The organism is Pseudarthrobacter sp. WHRI 8279 (assembly GCF_040224115.2).
In the GTDB taxonomy this organism is placed as follows: Bacteria; Actinomycetota; Actinomycetes; order Actinomycetales; family Micrococcaceae; genus Arthrobacter.
The window spans coordinates 122872-144920 of record NZ_CP168163.1 but is presented as its reverse complement, the minus strand read 5'-3'; the positions used below and the strand labels follow the sequence as shown (position 1 = coordinate 144920).

At 64.1% G+C, this 22049-nt stretch carries 20 protein-coding genes and 1 pseudogene; 8 read left to right on the top strand and 13 right to left on the bottom strand.

Annotated elements, in window-relative coordinates:
• The first annotated feature begins 158 nt into the window (after nucleotides 1–158).
• Nucleotides 159–563, top strand: coding sequence for a winged helix-turn-helix domain-containing protein (locus tag ABRP28_RS20735; protein WP_350005831.1), 405 nt, complete (start codon nucleotides 159–161; stop codon nucleotides 561–563).
• A gap of 315 nt (nucleotides 564–878) precedes the next feature.
• Here the strand turns inward: ABRP28_RS20735 and ABRP28_RS20730 are convergent, their stop codons facing one another.
• Nucleotides 879–1532, bottom strand: coding sequence for a transporter associated domain-containing protein (locus ABRP28_RS20730; RefSeq protein WP_350005833.1), 654 nt, complete (start codon nucleotides 1530–1532; stop codon nucleotides 879–881).
• Nucleotides 1533–1835: 303 nt separating this feature from the next.
• Between ABRP28_RS20730 and istA the strand changes: the two genes are divergently transcribed.
• Together istA and istB are read left to right on the top strand one after the other, a co-directional pair.
• Nucleotides 1836–3302, top strand: coding sequence for an IS21 family transposase (gene istA, locus ABRP28_RS20725; RefSeq protein ID WP_350005835.1), 1467 nt, complete (start codon nucleotides 1836–1838; stop codon nucleotides 3300–3302).
• On the top strand, nucleotides 3299–4030 hold the full coding sequence (gene istB, locus ABRP28_RS20720; RefSeq protein ID WP_219885469.1) for an IS21-like element helper ATPase IstB: 732 nt from the start codon (nucleotides 3299–3301) through the stop codon (nucleotides 4028–4030). The genes istA and istB overlap by 4 nt, the downstream gene beginning before the upstream one ends.
• Nucleotides 4031–4115: 85 nt before the next feature.
• On the opposite strand, the pseudogene ABRP28_RS20715 reads toward istB, so the two are convergent.
• The 12 genes and pseudogenes from ABRP28_RS20715 to ABRP28_RS20660 all read right to left on the bottom strand — a co-directional run.
• Nucleotides 4116–4739, bottom strand: a pseudogene (locus ABRP28_RS20715) (CNNM domain-containing protein); the annotation flags it as partial.
• 289 nt (nucleotides 4740–5028) lie between these two features.
• On the bottom strand, nucleotides 5029–5640 hold the full coding sequence (locus tag ABRP28_RS20710; RefSeq protein WP_350005837.1) for a recombinase family protein: 612 nt from the start codon (nucleotides 5638–5640) through the stop codon (nucleotides 5029–5031).
• A gap of 101 nt (nucleotides 5641–5741) precedes the next feature.
• Nucleotides 5742–6944 (bottom strand): TniQ family protein, encoded by a 1203-nt coding sequence (locus ABRP28_RS20705; protein ID WP_350005839.1) that lies wholly within the window; start codon nucleotides 6942–6944, stop codon nucleotides 5742–5744.
• A complete protein-coding gene (locus ABRP28_RS20700) occupies nucleotides 6941–7849 on the bottom strand; it encodes a TniB family NTP-binding protein (protein WP_350005858.1) in 909 nt (302 codons plus the stop codon). Before ABRP28_RS20700 ends, ABRP28_RS20705 begins: the two co-directional genes overlap by 4 nt.
• A 2-nt stretch (nucleotides 7850–7851) precedes the next feature.
• Nucleotides 7852–9525, bottom strand: coding sequence for a Mu transposase C-terminal domain-containing protein (locus ABRP28_RS20695; RefSeq protein WP_350005860.1), 1674 nt, complete (start codon nucleotides 9523–9525; stop codon nucleotides 7852–7854).
• A 326-nt stretch (nucleotides 9526–9851) separates the two neighbouring features.
• Nucleotides 9852–10226, bottom strand: a complete 375-nt coding sequence (locus tag ABRP28_RS20690; RefSeq protein ID WP_350005841.1) for a YtxH domain-containing protein — start codon at nucleotides 10224–10226, stop codon at nucleotides 9852–9854.
• Between the two features lie 107 nt (nucleotides 10227–10333).
• Entirely contained in the window at nucleotides 10334–11350 is a 1017-nt protein-coding gene (locus ABRP28_RS20685; RefSeq protein ID WP_350005843.1) for a beta-ketoacyl-ACP synthase III, read from the bottom strand.
• Between the two features lie 124 nt (nucleotides 11351–11474).
• Nucleotides 11475–11657 carry a hypothetical protein gene (locus ABRP28_RS20680; RefSeq protein WP_350005848.1) on the bottom strand — a complete coding sequence of 61 codons (183 nt, stop codon included), beginning with the start codon at nucleotides 11655–11657 and terminating at the stop codon, nucleotides 11475–11477.
• Nucleotides 11658–11667: 10 nt separating this feature from the next.
• On the bottom strand, nucleotides 11668–12537 hold the full coding sequence (locus ABRP28_RS20675) for a class I SAM-dependent methyltransferase (RefSeq protein ID WP_374153005.1): 870 nt from the start codon (nucleotides 12535–12537) through the stop codon (nucleotides 11668–11670).
• Between the two features lie 11 nt (nucleotides 12538–12548).
• A complete protein-coding gene (locus ABRP28_RS20670) occupies nucleotides 12549–12815 on the bottom strand; it encodes a hypothetical protein (protein WP_350005852.1) in 267 nt (88 codons plus the stop codon).
• A 17-nt stretch (nucleotides 12816–12832) separates the two neighbouring features.
• Complete coding sequence (locus ABRP28_RS20665; protein ID WP_350005854.1) at nucleotides 12833–14542, bottom strand: SulP family inorganic anion transporter; 1710 nt, start codon at nucleotides 14540–14542, stop codon at nucleotides 12833–12835.
• Nucleotides 14539–14916, bottom strand: a complete 378-nt coding sequence (locus ABRP28_RS20660) for a metalloregulator ArsR/SmtB family transcription factor (RefSeq protein ID WP_350005856.1) — start codon at nucleotides 14914–14916, stop codon at nucleotides 14539–14541. Before ABRP28_RS20660 ends, ABRP28_RS20665 begins: the two co-directional genes overlap by 4 nt.
• Before the next feature lie 1166 nt (nucleotides 14917–16082).
• On the opposite strand from ABRP28_RS20660, the gene ABRP28_RS20655 reads away from it, so the two are divergent.
• From ABRP28_RS20655 to ABRP28_RS20635, 5 genes are all read left to right on the top strand, one after another.
• A complete protein-coding gene (locus tag ABRP28_RS20655) occupies nucleotides 16083–17390 on the top strand; it encodes an ISL3 family transposase (protein WP_374153004.1) in 1308 nt (435 codons plus the stop codon).
• A 338-nt stretch (nucleotides 17391–17728) separates the two neighbouring features.
• Nucleotides 17729–18892: a cupin domain-containing protein gene (locus ABRP28_RS20650; protein ID WP_169998706.1), complete on the top strand. Its 1164-nt coding sequence runs from the start codon at nucleotides 17729–17731 to the stop codon at nucleotides 18890–18892.
• A complete protein-coding gene (locus ABRP28_RS20645) occupies nucleotides 18889–19932 on the top strand; it encodes a dihydrodipicolinate synthase family protein (RefSeq protein WP_169998708.1) in 1044 nt (347 codons plus the stop codon). Before ABRP28_RS20650 ends, ABRP28_RS20645 begins: the two co-directional genes overlap by 4 nt.
• A complete protein-coding gene (locus tag ABRP28_RS20640) occupies nucleotides 19886–20194 on the top strand; it encodes a class II aldolase/adducin family protein (RefSeq protein WP_374153003.1) in 309 nt (102 codons plus the stop codon). Before ABRP28_RS20645 ends, ABRP28_RS20640 begins: the two co-directional genes overlap by 47 nt.
• A gap of 344 nt (nucleotides 20195–20538) precedes the next feature.
• Complete coding sequence (locus ABRP28_RS20635) at nucleotides 20539–21993, top strand: aldehyde dehydrogenase family protein (RefSeq protein WP_205834947.1); 1455 nt, start codon at nucleotides 20539–20541, stop codon at nucleotides 21991–21993.
• Nucleotides 21994–22049: the final 56 nt, after the last annotated feature.

The window sequence follows — 22049 nt, the reverse complement described above, 5'->3', positions numbered from 1 at the left end:
CGGCCATCGCATCCGTTGACGCGGTGCCGTGCCACCACCTAGATTCCCGAATCGCCGAGGCGGAGATACGCGGGAGTTGGCCACCACCACCATGCGCCAACCGGCCCCGCCTCTGGTCGGGTCGTGAGCCCTCTACTTCCGAACGGACAAACCACGAAATGCCTTCCACGTTCCTTCCCGGCGACGGGACTCCTCTACCAGCGACGGACCATGCAGACAGTTCCGGGTCCGCGGCCCGGGACCAGTCCCAGCGGCCACAGTGGACACTGCTCACCAAACACGCCCAGGTACTGCTGGTCGTGGCCGGTTCCCCTGACGCACTGGTTAGCGAGATCGCCGGCAGTGTTGGGATCACCGGGCGTGCGACCCTGAGCATCCTTAAGGACCTCGAGACCGTCGGCTACCTCACCCGCCAGAGAGTGGGACGACGCAGCCACTACACCGTGGACCCCCACCGGCGCTTCCACCACCCGGCAACCGCAACACACGAGATCGGCGAGTTACTGGCCGTCTTCGCTCCCGCTCCGTCCAACCCGGCACAGCGCAGGCTGAGAAACATGTAGGGAGCTGGATGCTCAACGTCCTTAGGCCATGCTGGGCGACAACACCCCCTACCACCGCGGCCCAGTACCCCTGCGCTCTGAGCGCCAGCCAAGTTCCCGGCCAACCCACAACCTGCCCCACCGGCGATCGCAATCCCGAGCGGTAAGTGGGTGGGCTGTCGGAGCCAAACCTTTCCGGCGGCTCCAAACATTGATCAGCACGCCGGTCCGGCGTACTGGCCCCGGCGCGGATGTGCCCGGCGCGGTCGGCATCGAACCGAACCTCGGGTCATCGGCGGCGTCCACCCGGCTGCTGATGCGGAGGCCCGGAAGTACTCAAAGTTCCACCGGCCGTTCGTTCACGGGCGTGACCCGGATCCGCCCGATGCGCAGGCCGTCCATCGCGACCACCGTCAACACGTGCTCTGCCACTTCCACCCGGTCCCCGCGCCGGGGCAGGCGGCCGAGACGATCCATGACGAATCCGGCGGCTGTTTCGTAATGCCCATCGGGCAGTGCTATGCCGGTCGCTGACTCAAACTCCTGCAGGATCAGGCCGCCGTCGACGTCGACAGAACCGTTGGACACGCTGACGCGGTCCTCGTGGTCGGCCCCGGTGTCGTACTCATCGTAGATTTCACCCACCAGTTCCTCAACCAAGTCTTCCAGGGTGACGATGCCGTCGGTGCCCCCATACTCGTCAACCACCAGCGCTATGTGGTGACCCAGGCGGCGCATCCTGGCCAGCGATGGCAGCACCCTGTTCGTTCCCGGCAGCGGAAGAATCTCGCGAACAATGCTCTTCACTGTCCCCTCCTCGTACCCGTCGCCTTGGGGCATCAGGTCACGGATGTGGACGAAACCGAGGACGTCATCCGCGGTCCGTCCGATCACGGGATAGCGCGAGTACGGGCCGTCCCTGACGATGCTGCGGGCGGCCGCAATGCTCAGTGCGCCGTTGATGAATGCCACCTCGGTGCGGGGGCGCATGACTTCGTGGAGGGAGCGGTCCCCGGCCCTGTGTGTGATCGACTATCTGTAGGCCGTTTCAGCCAGGTATTTGAGCCAAGTTGGTGGCTCGTTTCAGGCCAAAAGAGCGGTAAGAATCAGGCCAGTTTTTTCTTCCCGAAATCATGGTTTCGGGGGCTTGCCTGGAGATAGAGATCACCGGGTGGCCGGTGCCCTTCCCAGAGTGTCAGGGACATGGGCCCGCCACCCCCAGATAGGTTCCTTACGGCGCTGCCATTGCGAAGCGTATGCGCCGGAAGGGCTGGAAAGCAGATGACGGTACCCATGTCCGTACAAGAAAATATCAGAAGGCTGGACTCCCAGGGAGTCCCGGGCCGGGAGATCGCCCGCAGGCTCGGTGTTAGCCGGTCCTCGGTGACCAGATACGCCGATCAGGAGAACTACTCCCCGGAACCGCCGGCGCCGCTGGCCCGGCTCGGGGCCTCGGTGCTCACCGGGTTCGAGCACATTATCGAAGCGTGGCTCGCCGAGGACCAGCGCCGGAACCGCAAGCAACGGCATACGGCCAAACGCGTCTTCGACCGGCTCGTGGAGGAGCATGGTTTCACCGGCACGTATTCCCCGGTGCAGCGGTTCGTGAAGAAATGGACGGCCCGCAACAGGATCGCCGGTGTTGGTTTCACCGAGTTGGTGTGGCCCGCCGGGACCGCGCAGGTCGACTTCGGTCAGGCAGAGGCCATCATCGCCGGGATCCGGCAGATCCTGCACATCCTGGTGGTGACCTTCCCGTTCTCGAACATGCGCTTCGTCCAGGCATACCGCGGCGAAACCGCCGAATGCGTCTGCCACGGACTACGGAAGGTGTTCGAGCACATCGGGGCCGCACCGAGGCACCTGGTCTTTGATAACGCCACCGGCATCGGACGCCGGGTGGGCACCAAGGTCGTGGAGACGAAACTGTTCGGGGCGTTCAAGCTTCACTACCGCTCCGAATCCCGCTACTGCAACCCGTACTCCGGGCATGAAAAAGGGAACGTGGAAAACGCGGTCGGGTTCCTGCGCCGTAACCTCATGGTTCCCGAACCAGTGGCCTCCAGCCTGCAGGCCTTGAACGAGGTGCTCATGGCCCGGTGCGACGCGTTGGCCACCACCACGCATTACCGCAAGGGCCTGCCCTTGGGCGAACTGTTCACCCACGACGTTGCCTCATCCCTGGCGTTGCCCGGGGTCGGGTTCGACCCGGTGCGCTACGAATCGCGCAAGGCCGACAAGACCGGGAACCTGCTCATTGACGGGAACACCTACGCCGCCGGGTCCTCCTTCCATGGGCGGATGCTCACCGTGGGGCTGCGCCACGACGTGGTGCAGATCCTGGATGAGCACTCCGAGCCGATCCGGTCCTTTGACCGGGTGTTCGGCCGGCAGGCCGAGACGATCTTCGACCCCGAGTCTCTGGTTCCGCTGCTCGTGACCAAGCCCGGAGCCTGGAGCCATTCCCCGTTGCGGGCCCTGGTCACCGACCCGGTCCGCGACTGGCTCGATGCCGCGGCGCCCACGGACCGTCGCCGCCTGCTCAACGCGGTGGATGCCGCGACCGGGTCCGCCGGCTTCGACGCCGCGATGGCCGCCGCCGACACGCTGATCCGCCGCGGAGACACTCCGGACATGGCAGCCCTGGGGATGCTCGCCCGCCGGTTAGCCCACGGCACCGAACCGGCCGCCGCCAACGTGGACTTAAGCGTCTATGACACCTTCACCACCCTGAACACGAGCACCGGAGAAGTCGCATGAACCCGATCACCGTCCAGGACATCCTCGAAGCGGGCAAACATGCCTCACTGACCGGCAGCGTGTTGACCGAATGGGCCGAGAAAGGCACCCCGAAACAGCGCGAATACCTGCACGGGGTGCTCCTGGCCGAACACGAATCCCGGCAGGAATCACGCCGCCAGCGGTTGCTGAAATCCGCGAGGCTCCCTGCCCTGAAAACACTCACGGGATTCGACTACACCAGCGTCAGGTTCCCCGAGGACTACGGCCGCGAACCCCTCGAATCCCTCGAGTTCATCAACCGGGCCCAGGACCTGGTTCTCTACGGGGACGTGGGCACCGGCAAAACCCACATGGCCACCGCCCTGGTGGCAGCCGCCTGCCGGCAGGGCATCCCAGCCAGGTTCTTCACCACCTCCGCCCTGGTTATGATGCTGCGCAGGGCCAAGGACGAGGACCGGCTGGACAAGGAGCTCGCTTCCCTGGCCAAAAACCAGCTCCTGGCCATCGACGAACTGGGATACCTCCCGATCGATACCGAAGGGGCCAGACTGCTGTTCCAGGTCATCGCCGACGGCTACGAAAAACGCAGCCTCATCATCACCACCAACCTCGAATTCTCCCGCTGGGGAACGGTGTTCGGGGACGACAACATGGCAGCAGCCGTCATCGACCGGCTGGTGCACCACGGGCGCCTGCTGCAATTCCGTGGTGAGTCCTACCGGGTCAAAAATGCCCTGATGAAATAACCAAACAGCTGAAATGGCCTGGAAACGTGCCGAGGTGGCCTGATTCTTATCGCTGAAATGGCCTACTTAAAGTTGACGAAACACAGGCCCCAAACACGTCGCTGAGGATGCTTCGGCTGGGTTCCTCCAGCATGTCGCTCTCCGCGACCATGTCCCAGAGTTCCTCGGAGCTGACGCTCTGCTGTTTGGCGTGGGGATCGCCGCCCAATAGCTTGACCAAGGCATTGGTTGAAACGGACAGCATCCAGATGACAGGCCGCATAACGTGCGAAAGGATGATCAGCGGAGGGGCCAGAACCTTCGTGAAGCCAACCGCGTTCTGCATCGCCAACCTTTTGGGCACCAGCTCACCGAGCACCAGGGACATATACGCCACCAGCAACGTCATTCCGACAACGGAGACCGGCTCTGCTGCGGGGCCCATCCCCAAACCTTCCAGGATTTGTGCCACATCGGGTGCAATCGTGGAAGCGCCGTAGGCGGCTGAGAAGAAACCCGACAAGGTCACACCGATCTGGACAGTTGCGAGGAATCGATTGGGATTCCGGGCCAAAGCGGCAGTCCTCGCCCCGCCCTTCCCAAGCTTTCCTATCTGACGCACCTGGCTCTCGCGAAGGGATACCAGCGCCATTTCCGTACCGGCGAAGACCCCTCCCAACAGCACAAAAAAGAGAACCAACAAGAAATTGACCAAGGTGCCGCTATCCATGACCCGACACTACCGACCCCAGCCCCGAATGGGGTGGCAACCGGAAGAGCAAACCAAGCAGGGGGCCTTGGTAGCTCTGGGCCCCGGCTGCGTGCCGGGCGTGGGGACAGTCCCGGCCCTGGCTTTGGTCTGGGCGGATTATTCGGAAGCGGGTGCTTCCGGCATGATGCTGCAAGAGCGCGATGTGTGCCATCTCTAGTGGTGGCTGCCCTGGCCCCGGCCGCGGCCAACCTGGCCCCGCGAGGGTCCGGCCAATATCCCGCCCTCCGCGTCCGGCGCAGCCCGCGCCCTACCGGGAAATGAGCCTTTGGCCGTCGGGGCGCAGATCTCCGGTAGGTGATACGTGCCGGTAGAGGGTCTGGCGGGTGATGCCGAGTTCGATGCAGAGTTCGCTGACTTTGGTTCCCGGCTTGCCCATGGACGCCATGGCGAGGCGGAGCTTCGCGGAGGTCATCTTGTAGGGGCGTCCGCCGTTCCGGCCGCGGGCGCGGGCGGAGGCGAGCCCGGCGAGGGTGCGTTCGGAAATGAGTTCGCGTTCGAACTCGGCGAGGGCCGCGAAGATCCCGAAAACGAGCTTCCCGGAAGCGGTGGTGGTGTCGATGGCGGCGCCCTGTCCGGTGAGGACCTTCAGTCCGATGCCGCGTTCGGTGAGGTCGTGGACGACGTTGACCAGGTGCCTCAGGTCCCGGCCGAGCCGGTCGAGCTTCCAGACCATGAGGGTGTCGCCGCGGCGCAAAGCCTTGAGGCAGGCGGCCAGCTGGGGCCGGTCGTCCTTTTTCCCGGAGGCACGGTCTTCATAGAGGGAGTCCGCGCCGATGCCGGCGGCCAGGAGCGCGTCGCGCTGCAGGTCCATGGTCTGAGAGCCGTCCGCCTTTGAGACGCGCATGTAGCCGACGAGCACTTGGGTTCTCCTCTGTCTTTTATACGTTCGTTTAAGTGACAGTGGGATTGCAAATCAGTGCGGATGCAAAATATGTCACTTAACCCGTTATTTATTCTAAGTCAGGCAAAGGGTGATTGGTTCTCTGTTTGTGACAGAAAGTCGAGGGGTATCTGAAGCTCGGCGAAGGTTTGCCGGAGGCCGCGCAGGGATTGGTCACTGCGGCATCCGTACCGTGCGAAGTCGAAGAGGTGCTGCGCGACGACCGGGTCTTCTTTGGCTGCTGCGATGCAGGCGTCCAGTGCGTCGGTTGCCTGTTTCAAGAGCTCATCGAGGGTCGGTCTTTCTTGAGCGCCGGCGCTTGCTGTCAGTGTGCCACGCGGGGTTCCGTCGCTGATCCGGGGGTTTGGTTCGGGCCTGAAGAGGTGTGCGGAAGTGCCCAGGGCGGTCAGTGAGCCGGCTTCGATCATTTCCATCGCGGCGGCAGCTGCTTCGAGCAGCTGCTGCTGGGCAGTCCAGTGGAGGGTCTCGAACGGTTGCCACGAATGCAGGCCGGCCCGGAACGGGTGACCGCAGTGTTCCCAGACACGGCGCACGTCCTCCAGTTGCCGGCCATATCGTCCCTGGGCTGTGGTGAGTTCGTCCAGAAGGGTCCGCAGCAGCCGGAACCAAGTGCCGGCGTGAACCGGATACCGGGGCAAGTCAACGGATCCGGTGGTTATCGCCTGCCATGTGCGCCGGTCCATGAGGGACAACGGCTCCGGCAGGGGCCGCTGGTCATCGGCGGGAGTTGCCCACAGGATGTAGTCAGGCGGGCGTCCTTCGTAGGTTTCGACCCGGCGCCCGTGTACCTGGCAGCTGGCCATGAGCGGCAATTGCCAGAAGAGCAGTAGCGTCGGGCTGGATTCCAGGCAGTCCGGGCAGCCCCGCCGCATCCCGGTTTCCGACAGCCATGGCAGCCACTTCCGCGGGGTGTAGATAGTGCGCCGCTTGGGCGGCAGGAGTACCGAGAGCTGGTGCACATAGGTTTCGTAAGCGCCGGGGGCAGGGTCGAGGCTGTCGAAGAGCCATGGCACCCATCCGGCCATTGTCATGGCGTTTATCCGGTGTTGGTCAAGACCGGTGCGCTTGGCGAGCTCTTCGAGCAGGTCCGTCGGCGGGTTCAGATCCAGCTCGGGGTCGCTGAGTTCCCCGTGGCCGAGGCCGTGTTCGAGCAGCTCGGAGGATTCCATGCCGTAGCTGGAGGCAATCCGCCGCAGCCAGGAGGACAACGATTCCGTTTCTGCCGGCGCCGGGTGCAGGGGCCAGCGTTCCGGCGGTCTCATCTGAGTTCGCGTTCGAACTTCCGGCGCCGGACGCTGGGACCGTCATATTCAGCCAGGGTCAGGGTCCGGTGGTTGATGGCTTCTTCGCCGCTGTCCACTGCGGCTACTGCGGCTTCGGTCAGGAGCGATGTGAGCTCCCCGATAGTGCCCTCGCTGCGGGTCAGGAGGTAGCGGGCCATGTCATCGGTCGCCAGATTCGAGCGCGTACGCAGCGGGAAGGAGGAGCCGAAGCTTGCCAGCAGAGACAGCAGGTCGCCATCGGCTTCCCATAAGGGCAGCGTCACGGGCTCAAACCGGTTTTCGAGCTGGTCATCGGAGCGGATCGCGAGATAGGCCTCACGGGTCCCGACCCCCACCAGCGGGATCCGCAGCTCGTTTCCCAGGAAGCGCAGCAGATTCAGGAATTCGCGCCGGACATCGGCACGGCCGGCCAGCACATTATGCAGTTCGTCAATCACCAGTATCCGCACACCGACGCGCCGCAGCACAGCGAGGGTGAGCTGTTCCAGGTCAGCTACGCGCCGGCGCGGTCCCGGGGGCGCACCGAGCGCGGCGAGGACGGCCGTGTAGAACCGCGGGACGGACGGTTCGGAGGGCATTTGGACACACAGCACTGGGATGTGTTCCTGGTCCGCGGTGGAGTGCGCCGGGTGCTGGCGGTGGAACCGTTCAATGATCATGGACTTGCCGTTGTTGGTCGGTCCGATCAGCAGGAGGTTAGGCATGCGTTGTTTGCCGGGCCAGTCATAGAGTGTCTCGAGCCGGGTGAGAGTCTGCACGGCCCGGGGGTAGCCGATCCAGCGGTCCGCCCGAATGCGCCGGATCCGTTCCTCCGCCGGAAGGCGCGCCATAACCTGCGCCCAGGGCTGGAGATGGGACAGATCCGGCGGCGGGTAGTCATCGATGTTCACCACTGCTCGACCTCGTCAAAAGGACGGGCTGCCGCCTCGTCATTTGTGGGCGGGAGCATTTCATCAGGTGGAGCCGACCGGTTCTTCACGGGTCCGGAGGCCTGGAGGTGGCGCCGCCGTTGCAGGTCCCGGCGTGATCTGCGGGTTTCTTTTTGGGCGGTGGCGGTGATCTCGCGCATCTGATCCATCATGCGGAACAGTGCTTCCTCGTTGACCTGGTCATGTCCCTGTTGACGGAGCCGCGCCAGCGCCTGCCGGTGTTCCCACAACGTCACCGCCGGGTGGGAAACGGTGCGGTATGGGACTTCCACATAGGCCGTTCCTTCCGGTTCCAGCACCCAGACCCTGCTGATGTCCCGCGGATCCCGCCGGATGATGAATTTTTCCTCCCGGTCCCGCCGTGCGATCCAGGGTTTTAGCACGTTCGCGAAGTAGTGGACGTGGTCGATGACGAAACCGGTGCGGGTGATTCGGCGCCGGATGACCGGCAGGAAATCGATGAGAAACGCGGCGGGATGCGCAACGACAGGCTGCGCACCGAACTCTTTCACGCCCTCGTCCCAGCGTCCGGCGGGTGTCTGGTTCAGGGATCCGTGGATGCTGCCGTGGTAGCCGGCGACAGCCAAGGCCAGCCAGCGTTCCAGCTCCGTCAAGGTCAGGGCGGACATTTTGTCGGCATCGTAACCGCCCCGCTGTCCCGGGTTCGAGAAAGTCGTCCCGGGAAGTTCATGGACCCGCTGCATCACCGTTCCGACGATGCGCTCCACTATGCCGCCGTAGTGCGGGCGCCCAAGTGGCCGGTAATTGAGATTGATACCGTGCTGCTCGCAACCGCGGCGCAACGCCTCGCTCTTAAATTCCGAAGCGTTGTCTAAATAAAGTGCGCAGGGTTTGCCGCTCATCGGCCAGGCCGCGTCCACGCCCAGGGCTTCCAGCCAGGGCCGCTTGTCACACGCCATGTGCGCGATGCACAAGCCAACCGACACCGCAGACGGTGCCTCCAGGGTCACGACCATTCCCAGAATGCACCGGCTGTAAACATCGATGGCCACCGTCAGGTAGGGCCGGCCGATGGGCTGCCGGTCCCGGTCATCAACGATGATCAGGTCAATCACGGTGTGGTCGATCTGGACCTGGTCCAACGGGGCCACGATGTCCGGCACCTTTCCGCCGGCCGACTGCAGAGGCCGGGCGGCGTCGCTGCCCTCACGCCTGCGCCTGACTTCCACCGGGTGCAGCGCCTCGATCCGGTGGGCGACAGTATTCCTTGCCGGCACGGCCAACCCCAGCGTCGTACATTCGCGCATAATTTGGCGGTGCACAACCGCCAGGGACGGCTTTTGCTTCGTCAGGTAAGTCTTCCGGACGACTTCACGAATTACGGCCTCCACAGGCTCCGGCAGGCGCCCGCCTCCCCGGCCGCCGGCGGACCGGCCCGGGGCCAGGTCCGTCAGCAGACCGGTGCCCTTTCGGCGCCGGCCGATCAGGGTGTAGACCTGCCGTCTCGACAATCCCAACTCTTCGGCCGCGCTGTCCGCCGCCGCGTGGGTGACCGTGGCCATGGCCGCCAAAGGCCCAATGACCTCGTCCTGCCGGCGCAGGCGCTCCCACGCCTCATCCGACATGCCCAGCAGGCCCCGCTCAAGAATCTGCGGGTCATCCGATGTCATGACTGGCGCCGACGGTGCAGACGACTCTTGACCATAATTCAGGCTAGTGCAGGCGACTTCTGATGAAAATACCGGTAGTGCAGGTGGCTTCTGACAAACGGATGTCAACAGTCCTGTGCACCAGGGCCATACTTCCGCATGAAGTGGTGCAGGCGACTTCTGAAAACGACAACTTTTTTCACGTTTTTTGTGAGCTTCGGCGCTATATGGCGGTGTTCTGTTGTCGCTAAATGGCGCGGAGTCCCGGAACCGGAAAGGGCTAACGGTAACCCCGGCCATCCTCATGTTTCAGGTCGGCCAGAACCTGATGTCTGCTCGGTGTGGTCTTAGTTGCCGGTCTCTCGTGGGTGCTGGTGTGGGGATTCAGCTTCCGGGGCCTCTCCTGAGGCCGGCCCGCCTATGCCGTAGAAGGCGCTTTCGGGCCCATCTGCCGTTGCGTGGTCGTGGGGAGAGTGGCTGGATGTTGTGCCTTCATGGTGGAGCGCGGTGTTGTGCTGGCGTGCGGCAGTTGTTGCTTCCTTGTTTTCTGTCACCGTTTGGCTTGCCTGCCCTTGAAGCTCAGGTGCTTTGTCCTGGACCGTGGGGTCTTGCCAGAATCCGCGGAGTTTCACTTTGATTTTCTCGTAGCTTTCCCTGCCTGCCTTGGTCCCAAGGACCAGGCCGAGTGCTACACCTGACGCGAATACCAGCTTCGTTTTCATCTTGGTGTTCCTCACTTCTTCTCGGTGTTGGTGCGTGCGCTGAATCTAACCCGCATCTTTAGGCGTGTCGATGGTCGAGGGCGGGCCCGAGTTCAGGCGCGCGGACGCTAGGTGAGGGACGGGGCACCTGCCGTTGGGCGGCTACGGGGTCCGGGGGTGCGGATGACTTGCCCGGCGTAGGAGAAACCACCGCCGAATCCGAAGAGCAGGGCGGGACTGTCCGGTGCGATGTCCCCGGCGCGGACGAGCTTGGCGAGGGCGAGGGGAATGCTCGCGGATGAGGTGTTCCCGGATGGGGTAACGTCCCGGGCTGTGATTTCCGGTTTGATGCCGAGTTGTTGGGCAAGGGGTTCGATGATGCGCAGGTTGGCTTGGTGTGGGATGAACGCGGCGAGCTGTTCGGGTTCGATTCCTGCGAGTTCGCATGTTTTTCGGGCCAGTTGGGCTGCCTGGGTTATGGCCCACCGATAGACGGTGAGGCCTTCCTGTTCAAGGACCAGCGAGGGTTCTTCGATCCTGACTGCTGACGCCAGGTCCGGGATCGAGCCCCAGTGTACGGGGGCCACTCCGGGTTCGTTGGAGGCGGTCAGGACGGTTGCGCCTGCCCCGTCTCCGACCAGAACGCAGGTGCTCCGGTCGGACCAGTCGGTGAAATCGCTGAGTTTTTCTGCTCCGATGACCATTGCAGTGGTTGCTGAACCGGCGCGGATTGCCTGGTCCGCGATGGCCATCGCGTGAGTGAATCCTGAGCATGCGGCGTTGATGTCGAAAACGGCCGGCGAGGCCGCGCCCAGGGCGGCCGAAACCCGGCCTGCGGTGCTGGGAGAGCGGTCTTTGGCCGTGACGGTCGCGACGATGATCAGGTCCAGGTCACGGGCGTTTACTCCCGCGTCCTGCAGGGCGTCGATTCCTGCCCGGGTCGCCATGTCGGCTACGGATTCGTTGTCGGCGATTTGGCGGGTTTGGATGCCGACCCGGCTGCGGATCCATTCGTCGCTGGTGTCCACGATCCGGCTCAGTTCGTTGTTGGTCAGCACCCTCTCGGGTTGGTAGAAGCCGGTTCCGAGAACCTGGGCTCCGCGGGCAGGAACAGTGTGGGTGGTCAAGGGAAGGTGTGGTTTCATCGATGGCTCCTGGCTGCATACCGGCTGGGTTGTTGGGGTGGTTGGCGCTTGTCTGAAGCGGTTGGGGCGCGGCTTTGGGGGCACGGGCGCGGGGCTGTGGAACTTTCGTGGGGTGTTTGGGAGCTTAGAGGTCGTGTATGGCGTCGTGGTTTTCCACGGACGGGGCGGGCGTGTGCTTGCGGAGGGTGTCGAAGAGTTCGGGCAGGCTCATGTTCCCTGCGGCGGCGACCTCTTCTGGGGGCATCTGCGCGGCCATCGCCTTGCAAAGGGCCTGTACGAGGGCCTCGTGGGCACGGTCGGTCTGCATTTGCAGCATTTCAAGCTCGGCTGAAGCAGACCAGATGCTGGTCAGATGACGGTGCATGGGGACCTGCTTCCGGAATATGGGCTGGCGGAAATGAGGGGGCGGGAATCAGTCGTTGGGGTCCGGGGAACGGACATCGTGTTCTCCGGTGTCGGCCGCTCCCAGGGCCGCCGCGGCAGGCGGTATTCCGGGCGGACAGGCGGGTGTTAAGGGACCGAACGTCCGCAGCCCGGTGGGGTTGGTGGGCCAGGACGACGCAGTCCAATGCGGGCCGGCGGTATCCGGGGAGGGGCCGGGAGAGGGTTCCGGCCGATTCGATCTCCAGACCTGCTGCCCTGGCCCACGCGGCGACCTCGGTGCTGCCGTGCAGCCTGGAAGGGTCCCGTGGTCCGGTGGTTCCCTGGTGCGGGTCTTGGGGATCCTGGCCGATGAACAGGAAGATTCCGCCCGGCGCGAGGGCGGGGGCGGTGCGGTCGATGACGTGTTCCAAATCCGGTGCAGGCAGGTCCACGAACGCGGAAAGGATCAGGTCCAGGCTCGCCGGCTCGGGAGTGTACCCGGTGACGTCGGCGAAGGCCCAGGTGATCCGGCCGGTGACTCCTTCGGCGGAAGCGCGTTCGAGCCCGTTGGCTAAGGCTTCCGCGGAAAAGTCCAGGGCCTCCACATGCCAGCCGCGTCCGGCCAGCCAGACGGCGTGCCTGCCGCCCCCGCATCCGAGGTCCAGGGCCCGCCCTGGCATCAGCCCGTTGAGCGCTGCGCGCACGGTCGGGCTTGCCGCCGGCCAGCCGTAGCCGGGGGCGGCGTACCAGCGGTCCCAGGCGGCCGCGTCCGCCGGGTACCCGGCGCCGCCGGCCCCGGGGTACTTCCAGGCAGGCAGCGGCATACCTTCCCCGCTCACGGCCGGGCCCCGCCCGGGCGCGGGCTGCCAGCACCCGCGGGACCACGGGCTGGGGCATTGCGGCGCCGGAACGCGGCGATCCCCGCGGGGATACCGACGACCGGGCCGGTCAGGACCACCGCGGCCAGCCAGGCCGGGTTCGTGGGCCCGGCGAGCAGTGCCCGGACCTCGAACAGCAGAAGGGCCGCGAGTCCGAAACCCAGGAGGTAACGCGGCATGGACTCCCGGTGCGGCCGGGATTCCAGGCGGGCTGATGGCAGCATACGGTGCTCCTGATCATTCATCGTGCCGTGGTCTTTCCGGACTCCGCGCCCCCGGCGGGCGCGCTGCCCCGTGCTTGCTGTTCGGCGGTGCGGGCGGCCCTGGCGCGGGCCACATGGCTGCGGGCATGCTCCACCGCGGGGGCCAGCTCATCGAACAGGTGCTTGTGGTGGCGCAGGGACTCCAGCACACCGACCCGGGTGACCAAGGCCAGGTGCCGGTCCTGGATGCCTTTAATCAGCACGGTGATGCCCCGGCGCTCGAGGGCGTTGACGATGTCGGTGATGACTCTGGCCCCGGTGGCGTCCAGGACCTGGAGCTGGGACATGCGGATGATGACGACGTCGACGTTGCGGATCGCGCTGACCCGTTCCAGGACGCGCTCGGCGGCGGCGAAGAACAGGGCCCCATCGAGGCGGAACACGGCGATGTGCTCATCCCCGTCCTGGACCGCGCCGGGGATTTCTTCACGATGCACCCCACTGGATTTGACCAGGGTGCGCAGGGCGAAGAACGACGCGACCGCGATCCCGATCGCCGCGGCCTGGATCAGGTCGAAGGAAACGGTGATCAGGGCGGTGACGAAGAAAACGACAGTGTCGGCGCGGGTCGAGCCGACGACGCTGCGCAGTGTTGCCAGTGAGACCATCCGTGTGGCCGTGATCATCAGAACCCCGGCGAGGGCAGCGAGGGGAATACGGGAGACCGGGCCGGTGGCGAGGTAGACCACGGCCAGCAGGACCAGGGCGTGGATGACCGCTGCAGCCCTGGTCCGGCCGCCGGAGCGGATGTTCACCGCCGTCCGGGCGATGGCGCCGGTAGCGGGCATGCCGCCAAAGAACCCTGAGCAGACCGATGCCAGGCCCTCGCCCACAAGCTCCCTGTCCGCGTCATAAGGGCCGGTGTCGGAGATTGAGGCTGCGACCCGCGCCGAGAGCAGCGACTCGATGGCGGCCAGGGCCGCGATCGTCGCCGCCGGGCCGGCCAGCGCAGCGACCGTGGCCCAGTCCAGGGCGGGGATGACCGGGGCCGGCAGGGTATCCGGCAGCGCCCCGATCCGCGCCACCGGAAGATCCAGGAGCTGGGCCGCGAGGCTGGCGATGATGATGGCGATCAGTGAGCCGGGGATTTGCGGGTGGATCCGGGGCGCGGCGATCATGATCACCGCGACCAGTGCCACCAGGGCCAGCGGGGCCACCAGTGCAGCCGGGGACCCCGTGGCGAGCCCCTGGACCGCTGCAACGGCGGCGTTGCTGCTGGGCCCGGCTTTGACGCCGAACGCGGCAGGGACCTGCTGGAGGAAAATGATGACCGCGATCCCGAGGGTAAAACCCTCGATCACCGGCCAGGGCAGGAGGGCGACCACACGGCCGAGTTTCAGTACCCCGGCCGCGATGACGATCACCCCGGCCAGGACCGAAACAGCGGCCAGCGCCCCGATCCCCTGCGTGGCGATGACCGGGCCCAGGACGACGACCATGGCACCGGTTGGCCCGGAAACCTGGATGTTTGACCCGCCGAAGACCGCTGCGACCACCCCGGCGATCACTGCGGTGATCAGCCCGCTGGCCGCACCGGCGCCGGAGCTGACACCGAAGGCCAGCGCCAGGGGCAACGCCACGATACCGACCGTGATGCCGGCGACGAGGTCCCCTTTCCAGCTGCGCGGGAGCTCACTGTAGTCCCGCCAGGAAGGCAGCAGCGCACGGGCGGTACTAAGGGCACTCACCCGGCCACGGCCGGTGCAGTCTCAGGAGTGCCCGCCGCTGAGTGCTCGAGCTGTTCGCGGGTGTTGCGCAGCATGTCGTTGAGCAGCAGCCGGGCCACCGCCAGGAGCTCCGCGACCTGGGGGTAGGCAAGGGAATAGAACATCTGCAAGGCCCGGCGTTCACCTGTCACCAGATGATAACGGCGCAGCACCGAAAGGTGCTGGGACAAATGCGAAGCCTCCAGCCCGGTCGCGGCAAGCATCTCCGTCACCGACACCTCCGGCGCTGCACTCAACAGCTCCAATACCCTGATCCGCACCGGATGCGCCAGGCCCTTGAACAGGTTGGCCTTCACCTCGTATAACGGTGCCCGGAAATCGGAAAACTCGTCCATATCTGCCTCCCGGCCTCACAACAGAAACCCTGCTTGACTGTTTTATACTTCCATCATCCAAAATAACAGGCGGTAACGCCGTCTGCCCCCTGCCCGGGCCAACAGTTTGCCCTCGGACAAGGGCCACCGGTCCGCGCTCCCGGAGCCCCGTTCGGCCCGGGAGCGGCGCATATGGGCTGCAGCGGCAATGATCCGGCGGCGGCGCCATTGGCCTTCCGCACCCCGGGGCGGCCCCGGGGCATGGGTTGCGGTCCGGGCAGCGTTGTCAGGAGCGCCAAGAACGGACCCGCTGACCTCGGCGATCCCTGTGGCCCTGGGATCGGAGGAGGCCTGAGGGCATGAGTGGACCCGTTCAGGCACCCCGCTGCGGGCTGAGCAGGGGGTACGCCGATGCTCCTGCGGGCGCCTGCTCCAGGTGTGATGAGTGGCCAGATCAGCCCCCGGGATTGGTTTTGATCCTGCCGGAACGTTTCATCGCGCTGCTTGCGGCGCAAACGGTGGGACCTAGGGCCCTTTGCCTGGCGCTGATGGCCGTGTCATGCTTCCGGGCATGCTTTACCTTTTGGAGTACGTGACGGACCGGTCCGTCGGGCGATCCGTTCTCGGCTGCGCGAGCCTTGACGGTGCTCTGACAAAGGCGACAGATGCCCTGCGGGGCCTGCCGTGCAACTCTGCTGTCCTGCGGCGTACCTCGGGGTCAATCTGGCTTTTGCTGAGGGCCCTGTCATCGCTGTCTACACGCCCGCTGACGGCTGGAGGATCCGCGGGGTCTGACCACGGTGACGTCGCCACTCCTGCGAACCGCCGGCCAGGGTCGGGTGAGTGGCTTCCCGGGACAGAGCGCGTTTCCCCGGACAGAGCGGGCAGAAGCCACTGCGACGGGCGTGGATGGCCGGCGCGTATGCCAAGGATCAGACACCGCCTGGCTGTCAATGCCCCTGCCCGGCACGTCTTGGAAAGCGGGGCGCCATGCGCCAGGGCCCGTCCTGCCCTCAACCCACCCCCCAGCCTCTGCCCATGCCCGGTAAATGGGCTCTTCAGAATTGAGAGTGTAATCGGCGCTGCCGCGTGAGAAGTCCGGGGCGGGGAGGTTGTTTCGGCTGGGGTGAGGGCCTTGGGAGAGAATCGGATTGTCTAGATCGTGATTTTTCTACCGCAAGGCCCTCGTGTTTAACGCTACCTTCCAAAGCCCTGACCTGACCACATTCTGCCGCCTCGACGGACTCGGACTCGAAGTGACCGGGCAGCATGTCCGCCCGGGCCGCGCCGTCCTTGCCTGCCGTGTTGTTGATCCTGATGACTGGTGCCGGAAGTGCGGGTGCCAGGGCGTTCCCCGTGACACGGTGACCCGTCGGCTGGGCCATGAACCCTTCGGGTGGCGGCCGACCACACTGCTGGTCAGCATCCGCCGCTACCGCTGCGCCGGGTGCGGGCACGTCTGGCGGCAGGATACTTCCAAGGCTGCCGAGCCGCGGGCGAAACTCTCCCGCCGGGGGCTGCGCTGGGCGTTGGAAGGCGTCGTCTGCCAGCACCTCACGGTCGCCCGGATCGCCGAAGGACTCGGCGTCACCTGGAATACCGCGAACAAGGCCGTCCTGGCCGAAGGACGGAGGGTCTTGATCGATGATCCGCACCGCTTCGACGGGGTCAAGGTCATTGGTGTTGATGAGCATGTGTGGCGGCACTCCCGCCGCGGAGACAAGTACGTCACCGTCATCATTGACCTGACCCCAATCCGCGATGGCACGGGCCCGTCCCGCCTGCTGGACATGGTCGAGGGCCGCTCGAAACAAGCCTTCGCGACCTGGCTCCAGGAACGCCCCCAAGAATGGCGGGACGGGGTTGAGGTCGTGGCCATGGACGGGTTCTCCGGGTTCAAGAGCGCCGCGGCCGAGGAACTCCCCGACGCGGTCCCGGTGATGGATCCCTTCCACGTCGTCCGGTTGGCCGGCGATGCCCTTGATTCGTGCCGGCGGCGGGTTCAGCAGCAGACGTGCGGGCACCGCGGACGGGCCGGGGACCCGCTGTATTCGGCTCGCCGGACCATCCACACAGGCGCGGACCTGCTCACCGAGAACCAACGCCAACGCCTGGAAACCCTGTTCACCGCTGATACGCATGTTGAGGTCGAAGCCAGTTGCGGCGCCTACCAGCGCATGGTTGCCGCTTACCGGGAACCAGACCGGGCCAAAGGTCAGCAGATGATGCAAGCCGTGATTGACTCCCTCAGCAGCGGCGTCCCCACCGCGCTGACCGAGCTCCGAACTCTCGGGCGCACCCTCAAACGACGGGCCCAGGACGTGCTGGCATACTTCGAGCGACCCGGCACATCAAACGGCCCAAGTGAAGCGATCAATGGGAGACTCGAACACCTACGAGGATCTGCCCTCGGCTTCCGGAATCTCACCAACTATGTCGCCAGATCGCTGCTGGAATCCGGCGGATTCAGACCGAAACTACACTCTCAATTCTGAAGAGCCGGTAAAGGGCAGGAATGAAACCTTCCGGGGTTTCGGAAATATGGGTCTTGACAATTAATTGGCTACTGTGAGTGAGTGATTGCGAAGTTGCCAGCGTTATTTTTTGCGGCTAATTAGTAGATAGCCAATATAGTAATTTGCTGATGAAAGTTCGCGTGCGGTCCTGTTCGGCACAGTATGCCTTGAATGATGTTGATTTCCCGAAGCCGCTGTCCCTGGGGTGTGTACAGCCGCAAGGAAATCAATAGAAGCATCGCGAACTCTTGCCTTCTCGCACGCAGAATCGTATTGTTGAGGACAGAGTAACTTAGCGTCGCCGAAGGAGACCAGCTATGGATTCAGTCAATATCGAAACCCCCGCAGCCACTCAGGCCGAAGCGCTCGCAGCATTCGACCAGCAGGCAGCAGGGCAGTACTTGCGCGGTCAGTGGATTGCGGAGGAGCACCTGATGCGGGCCATTGGCGGGCCTCGCCCCGCAGGCATCCCTTACCGGTGGGCATGGGACGATGTCGAGAAGGCCCTCGCTGAGGCGACCATTGCACTCGGGCCCGTCGACACGGCGAGGCGGCACCTCACCTTCGTCAACCCTGGTCTCCTCGATCGCGGAAGCGCCACCACGCACACCATCTCTGCCGGCTTCCAGCTCGTGAAGCCGGGCGAAGTATGCTGGTCGCATCGACACACCATGGGCGCTGTGCGATTCATCACGAAGGGAGATCCGGAGGCTTTCACGACCGTCGACGGCGAGCGTCTGCCCATGGAAGATTTCGATCTTCTGATCACCCCGCGATTCTCGTGGCACGACCACCACAACCCGAGCGACTCCGACGTTGTCTGGCTCGACGGCCTCGACATAGGCCTTCTCTTCGCCCTCGGTGCAGTCTACTACGAGCCCTACGGCGACGACAGCCAGAACGTGCGCCCTTCGAGCAGCGAAGGCATCGGAACCCGCAGCCACTGGCTGCGTCCAACGTGGGAACGCGGTCGCGAGAGCAGACTGCCCGTGCGCTATCCCTGGAGCGAAGTCAAAGCGCGCCTCAATCTCTACGACCTCGACGCGGGCAACCCTTACGACGGGCTGGCGCTGCGATACGCCAATCCGGTGACTGGTGGCCCGACGATGGCCACCATGGACTGCTGGGTGCAACGCCTCGCCCCAGGGTTCGATGGCAAGGCCCACCGCCGTTCATCCAGCGCGATCACTTACGTTATCTCTGGCTCCGGCTCGTTCGTCACCGATGACGAGACGATCAGCTTCGTGCCCGGCGACGTCATCGCGCTTCCGAACTGGACTAACTTTCGATGGGTGAATGCCTCCCCGACTGAGTCGGTACAGCTCTTCTCGATGCACGACATTCCTGCACTGCAGGCTTTTGGCCTGCTCTACGAAGAACCGGAATCGATTCTCAACGCGACACCCGCGCCCGTTAACCCTACTCCGCCACTCAAGCCAATCTACCGGGCTGGCGCCTTCTACGATCAGGATGAACTATGACGGCTCGAGGCATCACCGCAGCCGATATCACCGGTATTGTCGGCATCGTTCCGACGCCGTCGAGGCAAGGCTCAGACTCCGCTCAAGCTGTCGACACGGTCAATCTCGACGAGACCGTTCGCATGGTGGATCTGATTGTCGATTCTGGAGTCGATGTTTTATTGACGAACGGCACCTTCGGCGAGGTGGCGACACTCACCTACGACGAGCTGCTTGCCTTCAATGATGCCGTCATCAGCACCGTCGCGCATCGCATACCGGTTTTCTGCGGGGCCTCAACGTTGAACACCCGCGACACAATTTCTCGCGGCAAGAAGCTGATGAGTCTCGGAGCTGACGGTCTCTTCGCAGGTCGACCGATGTGGCTTCCCCTTGATGACGAGCAAGTCGTTGCGTACTACTCTGCACTCGTCGAAGCGATGCCCGATGCGGCGTTCGTGGTCTACGACAATACGGGCGTGTTCAAGGGAAAAATTTCGTCTGAAGCTTACGGACAGCTGGCAAAGCTCCCGCAGATCGTCGCTGCGAAACACCTGGGTGTGCTTCCGGGAAACGACGCATACAAGAATGATCTCGAAGCAGTGCATGGCAGCTTTCCGTTGTTACCGACCGCGGACAACTGGCTGACGTCGCTCAACGCGTTCCCGGGCGAGGTACCAGCGGCATGGAGCGGTGACGTTGCCTGCGGTCCGGAGCCCGTGCTGGTCCTTCGGGATGCCATAGCGGCGGGCGCTTGGGATGACGCTCAAGTCGCCCACGATGGCATCGTTTGGGCTACCGACCCGCTCTTTCCCGATGGCGACATCACCAAGTTCATGCCATATAGCATCCAGATTGATCGAGCTGAGTTCGAGTCTGCCGGATACATCACGCCAGGTCCGGCCCGCCACCCGTATGGGACCGCTCCCTCAGCATATCTCGAGGGCGGTAGAGAAGTAGGAAGGCGGTGGGCTGAACTAAGAGCGCGGTACGCGAAGGAGCCTAAGCACGTTGGTGCCGGGTACGCAACCTCGGTCGTCGACTTCAGCGACAGTGTGTAGCAGGTGCTGTGAGCCCGGGCGCCGACATCGCTCCTGCTTTGGTGTGCGCAGTTCACGGGAACGAGATAGCAACTCGCTACCGCCTGGCTGGAGTGTGCCCAACGAGCTCCCGCTACACCTTGCGGTGCTTCGCAGTCGGCATGAGATGCGTGCTGTTGTGCATGCGCACCCTCCCGCCGTCGTGGCAATCACTCTCGTCGGCCAGCGCATCGGCCCATCATCGGGGCCCTCAATATTCCGGCAATGCATCTCGCCACCGTAGGAATCCCCGTGTATGAGAGTTCTGCACTTATTCGCACCCCCGAACGCGGTGCCGCCATGGTTGGCTCAAAGGGGCGAAGCCACGGTGGTGCTACAGGCTGGCTATGGGCTCACGTCTGCGGGAACAACGGTTTAACGAGCTGTTATCCAGGCTCTTAATGTCGATGCTCTCGCCAAGATGCACCTAGCCGTGATAAGGGCGGGCGCGGTGCCGACCGACATCGATGGCGGCGATCGCGAAGACCTTCCCGATCTAGGGTCCGGCTTCGACGACGACACCGTGTGGCGGTTCCCTCGCCGCACTCGAACACAAGGGACTTTCGATCCCGTGATTCAGGAGACAGCATGAACCAGCAGTGGATCGGACAAAATAAGTGGAACGTGATTGTCGACAATGAGCCGATCGACGTCACTGATCGCTACGAAATCGAGAATCCAGCCACCGGCAGGCCGCTCGCCTTGGTTCCCGACTGTTCGGTGGCCGACGTCGACCGTGCTGTAGCTGCGTCGAAGGCTGCGCAGAAGTTGTGGGCGGCTCTCCCACCGCGGCAACGAGCAGCACAGCTCCGCACATTCGCCGAGGTCGTCAAGTCACACGCAGAGGAACTGGCCATGCTCGACGCAGTCGACGGCGGATTCTCTCTCGCTATGATGCGGCGAGACGTCGAAGCCGGACTCGAACTGATCGACATTTTCGCAGACATGGCCCTCGACCTTGGTGGGCGAACCGTGCCGGTCAGCGAAAATCTCCATTTCACGACGAACGAACCCTTCGGCGTGGTTGCTCGCATCGGGGCGTTCAATCACCCGATCTTTTTTGCTCTCTCCAAGATCGCAGCGCCTCTGGTCGCCGGCAACTCGGTTCTTCTGAAAGCTCCCGATCAGACTCCCCTCTCGTCGCTGCGACTCGCGGAACTCGCAATTGGAGTACTGCCGACCAACCTACTCATCACGATCAGTGGCCGAGGTTCGATCTCTGGGCGCGCGATCGTTCGGCACCCCGATATTAGGAGAATCGGCTTCATCGGCTCCACCGCCACAGGGCGCTCCATACAACGCGACGCGTCGGAGGTGGGGGTGAAGCACATCTCGCTCGAGCTGGGGGGCAAGAATGCACAGATCGTCTTCGCCGACGCCGACCTCGAGAAGGCGGCTCACGGTGCGGTCAACGGCATGAACTTCACCTGGACGGCAGGTCAAAGCTGCGGGTCCACCAGCCGCCTTCTCGTTCACAGTTCCGTCGCTGCGCAGCTGACGGAACGCGTCGCTGAACTGGTCCGCGCTATTCGAGTCGGACTCCCTCTCGACGAGTCGACTCAGATGGGTCCACTCGTCTCCGAGGCGCAGTATCAGAAATCTGTCGACGCGATCAGCACTGCGGTGAGCGACGGCGCCAGGATTGTCACCGGAGGTGCGAGGCCCGAGGGCTTGGGAGAGGAAGGATGGTTCCTCTCCCCCACGGTGTTAGCTGACGTCGTGCCCGGATCGTTCGTCGAGCAAACCGAGATCTTCGGTCCTGTGCTATCGATCGTGACGTTCGAGACTGATGACGAGGCATTGCGCATCGCGAACGGTGTCGAGTACGGACTTACTGCGACAGTTTGGAGTTCGAACACCACGCGAGCGCTTACGGTGGCTCGACAGGTCGACGCCGGCTATGTGATCGTCAATGGCGGTAGCAGACACTACTGGGGCCTACCATTCGGTGGAACAAAAGCGTCGGGTGTCGGCCGTGAAGAGTCGATCGATGAACTCTTGTCGTATACCGAGGTGAGGACGACCACGGTGGTTCTGGACTGACGTCGGCCATCTCTTTGAACGAGCTCAACCGCGCATCACGTGAGTTCCGCAGCTTT

Bases quoted from the DNA above. Each gene is read 5' to 3' on its own strand.
- ABRP28_RS20735 (WP_350005831.1), top strand. From the start codon at position 159: ATGCCTTCCACGTTCCTTCCCGGCGACGGGACTCCTCTACCAGCGACG.
- ABRP28_RS20730 (WP_350005833.1), bottom strand. From the start codon at position 1,532: ATGCGCCCCCGCACCGAGGTGGCATTCATCAACGGCGCACTGAGCATT.
- istA (WP_350005835.1), top strand. From the start codon at position 1,836: ATGTCCGTACAAGAAAATATCAGAAGGCTGGACTCCCAGGGAGTCCCG.
- istB (WP_219885469.1), top strand. From the start codon at position 3,299: ATGAACCCGATCACCGTCCAGGACATCCTCGAAGCGGGCAAACATGCC.
- ABRP28_RS20705 (WP_350005839.1), bottom strand. From the start codon at position 6,944: ATGAGACCGCCGGAACGCTGGCCCCTGCACCCGGCGCCGGCAGAAACG.
- ABRP28_RS20695 (WP_350005860.1), bottom strand. From the start codon at position 9,525: ATGACATCGGATGACCCGCAGATTCTTGAGCGGGGCCTGCTGGGCATG.
- ABRP28_RS20690 (WP_350005841.1), bottom strand. From the start codon at position 10,226: ATGAAAACGAAGCTGGTATTCGCGTCAGGTGTAGCACTCGGCCTGGTC.
- ABRP28_RS20685 (WP_350005843.1), bottom strand. From the start codon at position 11,350: ATGAAACCACACCTTCCCTTGACCACCCACACTGTTCCTGCCCGCGGA.
- ABRP28_RS20680 (WP_350005848.1), bottom strand. From the start codon at position 11,657: ATGCAGACCGACCGTGCCCACGAGGCCCTCGTACAGGCCCTTTGCAAG.
- ABRP28_RS20675 (WP_374153005.1), bottom strand. From the start codon at position 12,537: ATGCCGCTGCCTGCCTGGAAGTACCCCGGGGCCGGCGGCGCCGGGTAC.
- ABRP28_RS20670 (WP_350005852.1), bottom strand. From the start codon at position 12,815: ATGCTGCCATCAGCCCGCCTGGAATCCCGGCCGCACCGGGAGTCCATG.
- ABRP28_RS20660 (WP_350005856.1), bottom strand. From the start codon at position 14,916: ATGGACGAGTTTTCCGATTTCCGGGCACCGTTATACGAGGTGAAGGCC.
- ABRP28_RS20650 (WP_169998706.1), top strand. From the start codon at position 17,729: ATGGATTCAGTCAATATCGAAACCCCCGCAGCCACTCAGGCCGAAGCG.
- ABRP28_RS20645 (WP_169998708.1), top strand. From the start codon at position 18,889: ATGACGGCTCGAGGCATCACCGCAGCCGATATCACCGGTATTGTCGGC.
- ABRP28_RS20635 (WP_205834947.1), top strand. From the start codon at position 20,539: ATGAACCAGCAGTGGATCGGACAAAATAAGTGGAACGTGATTGTCGAC.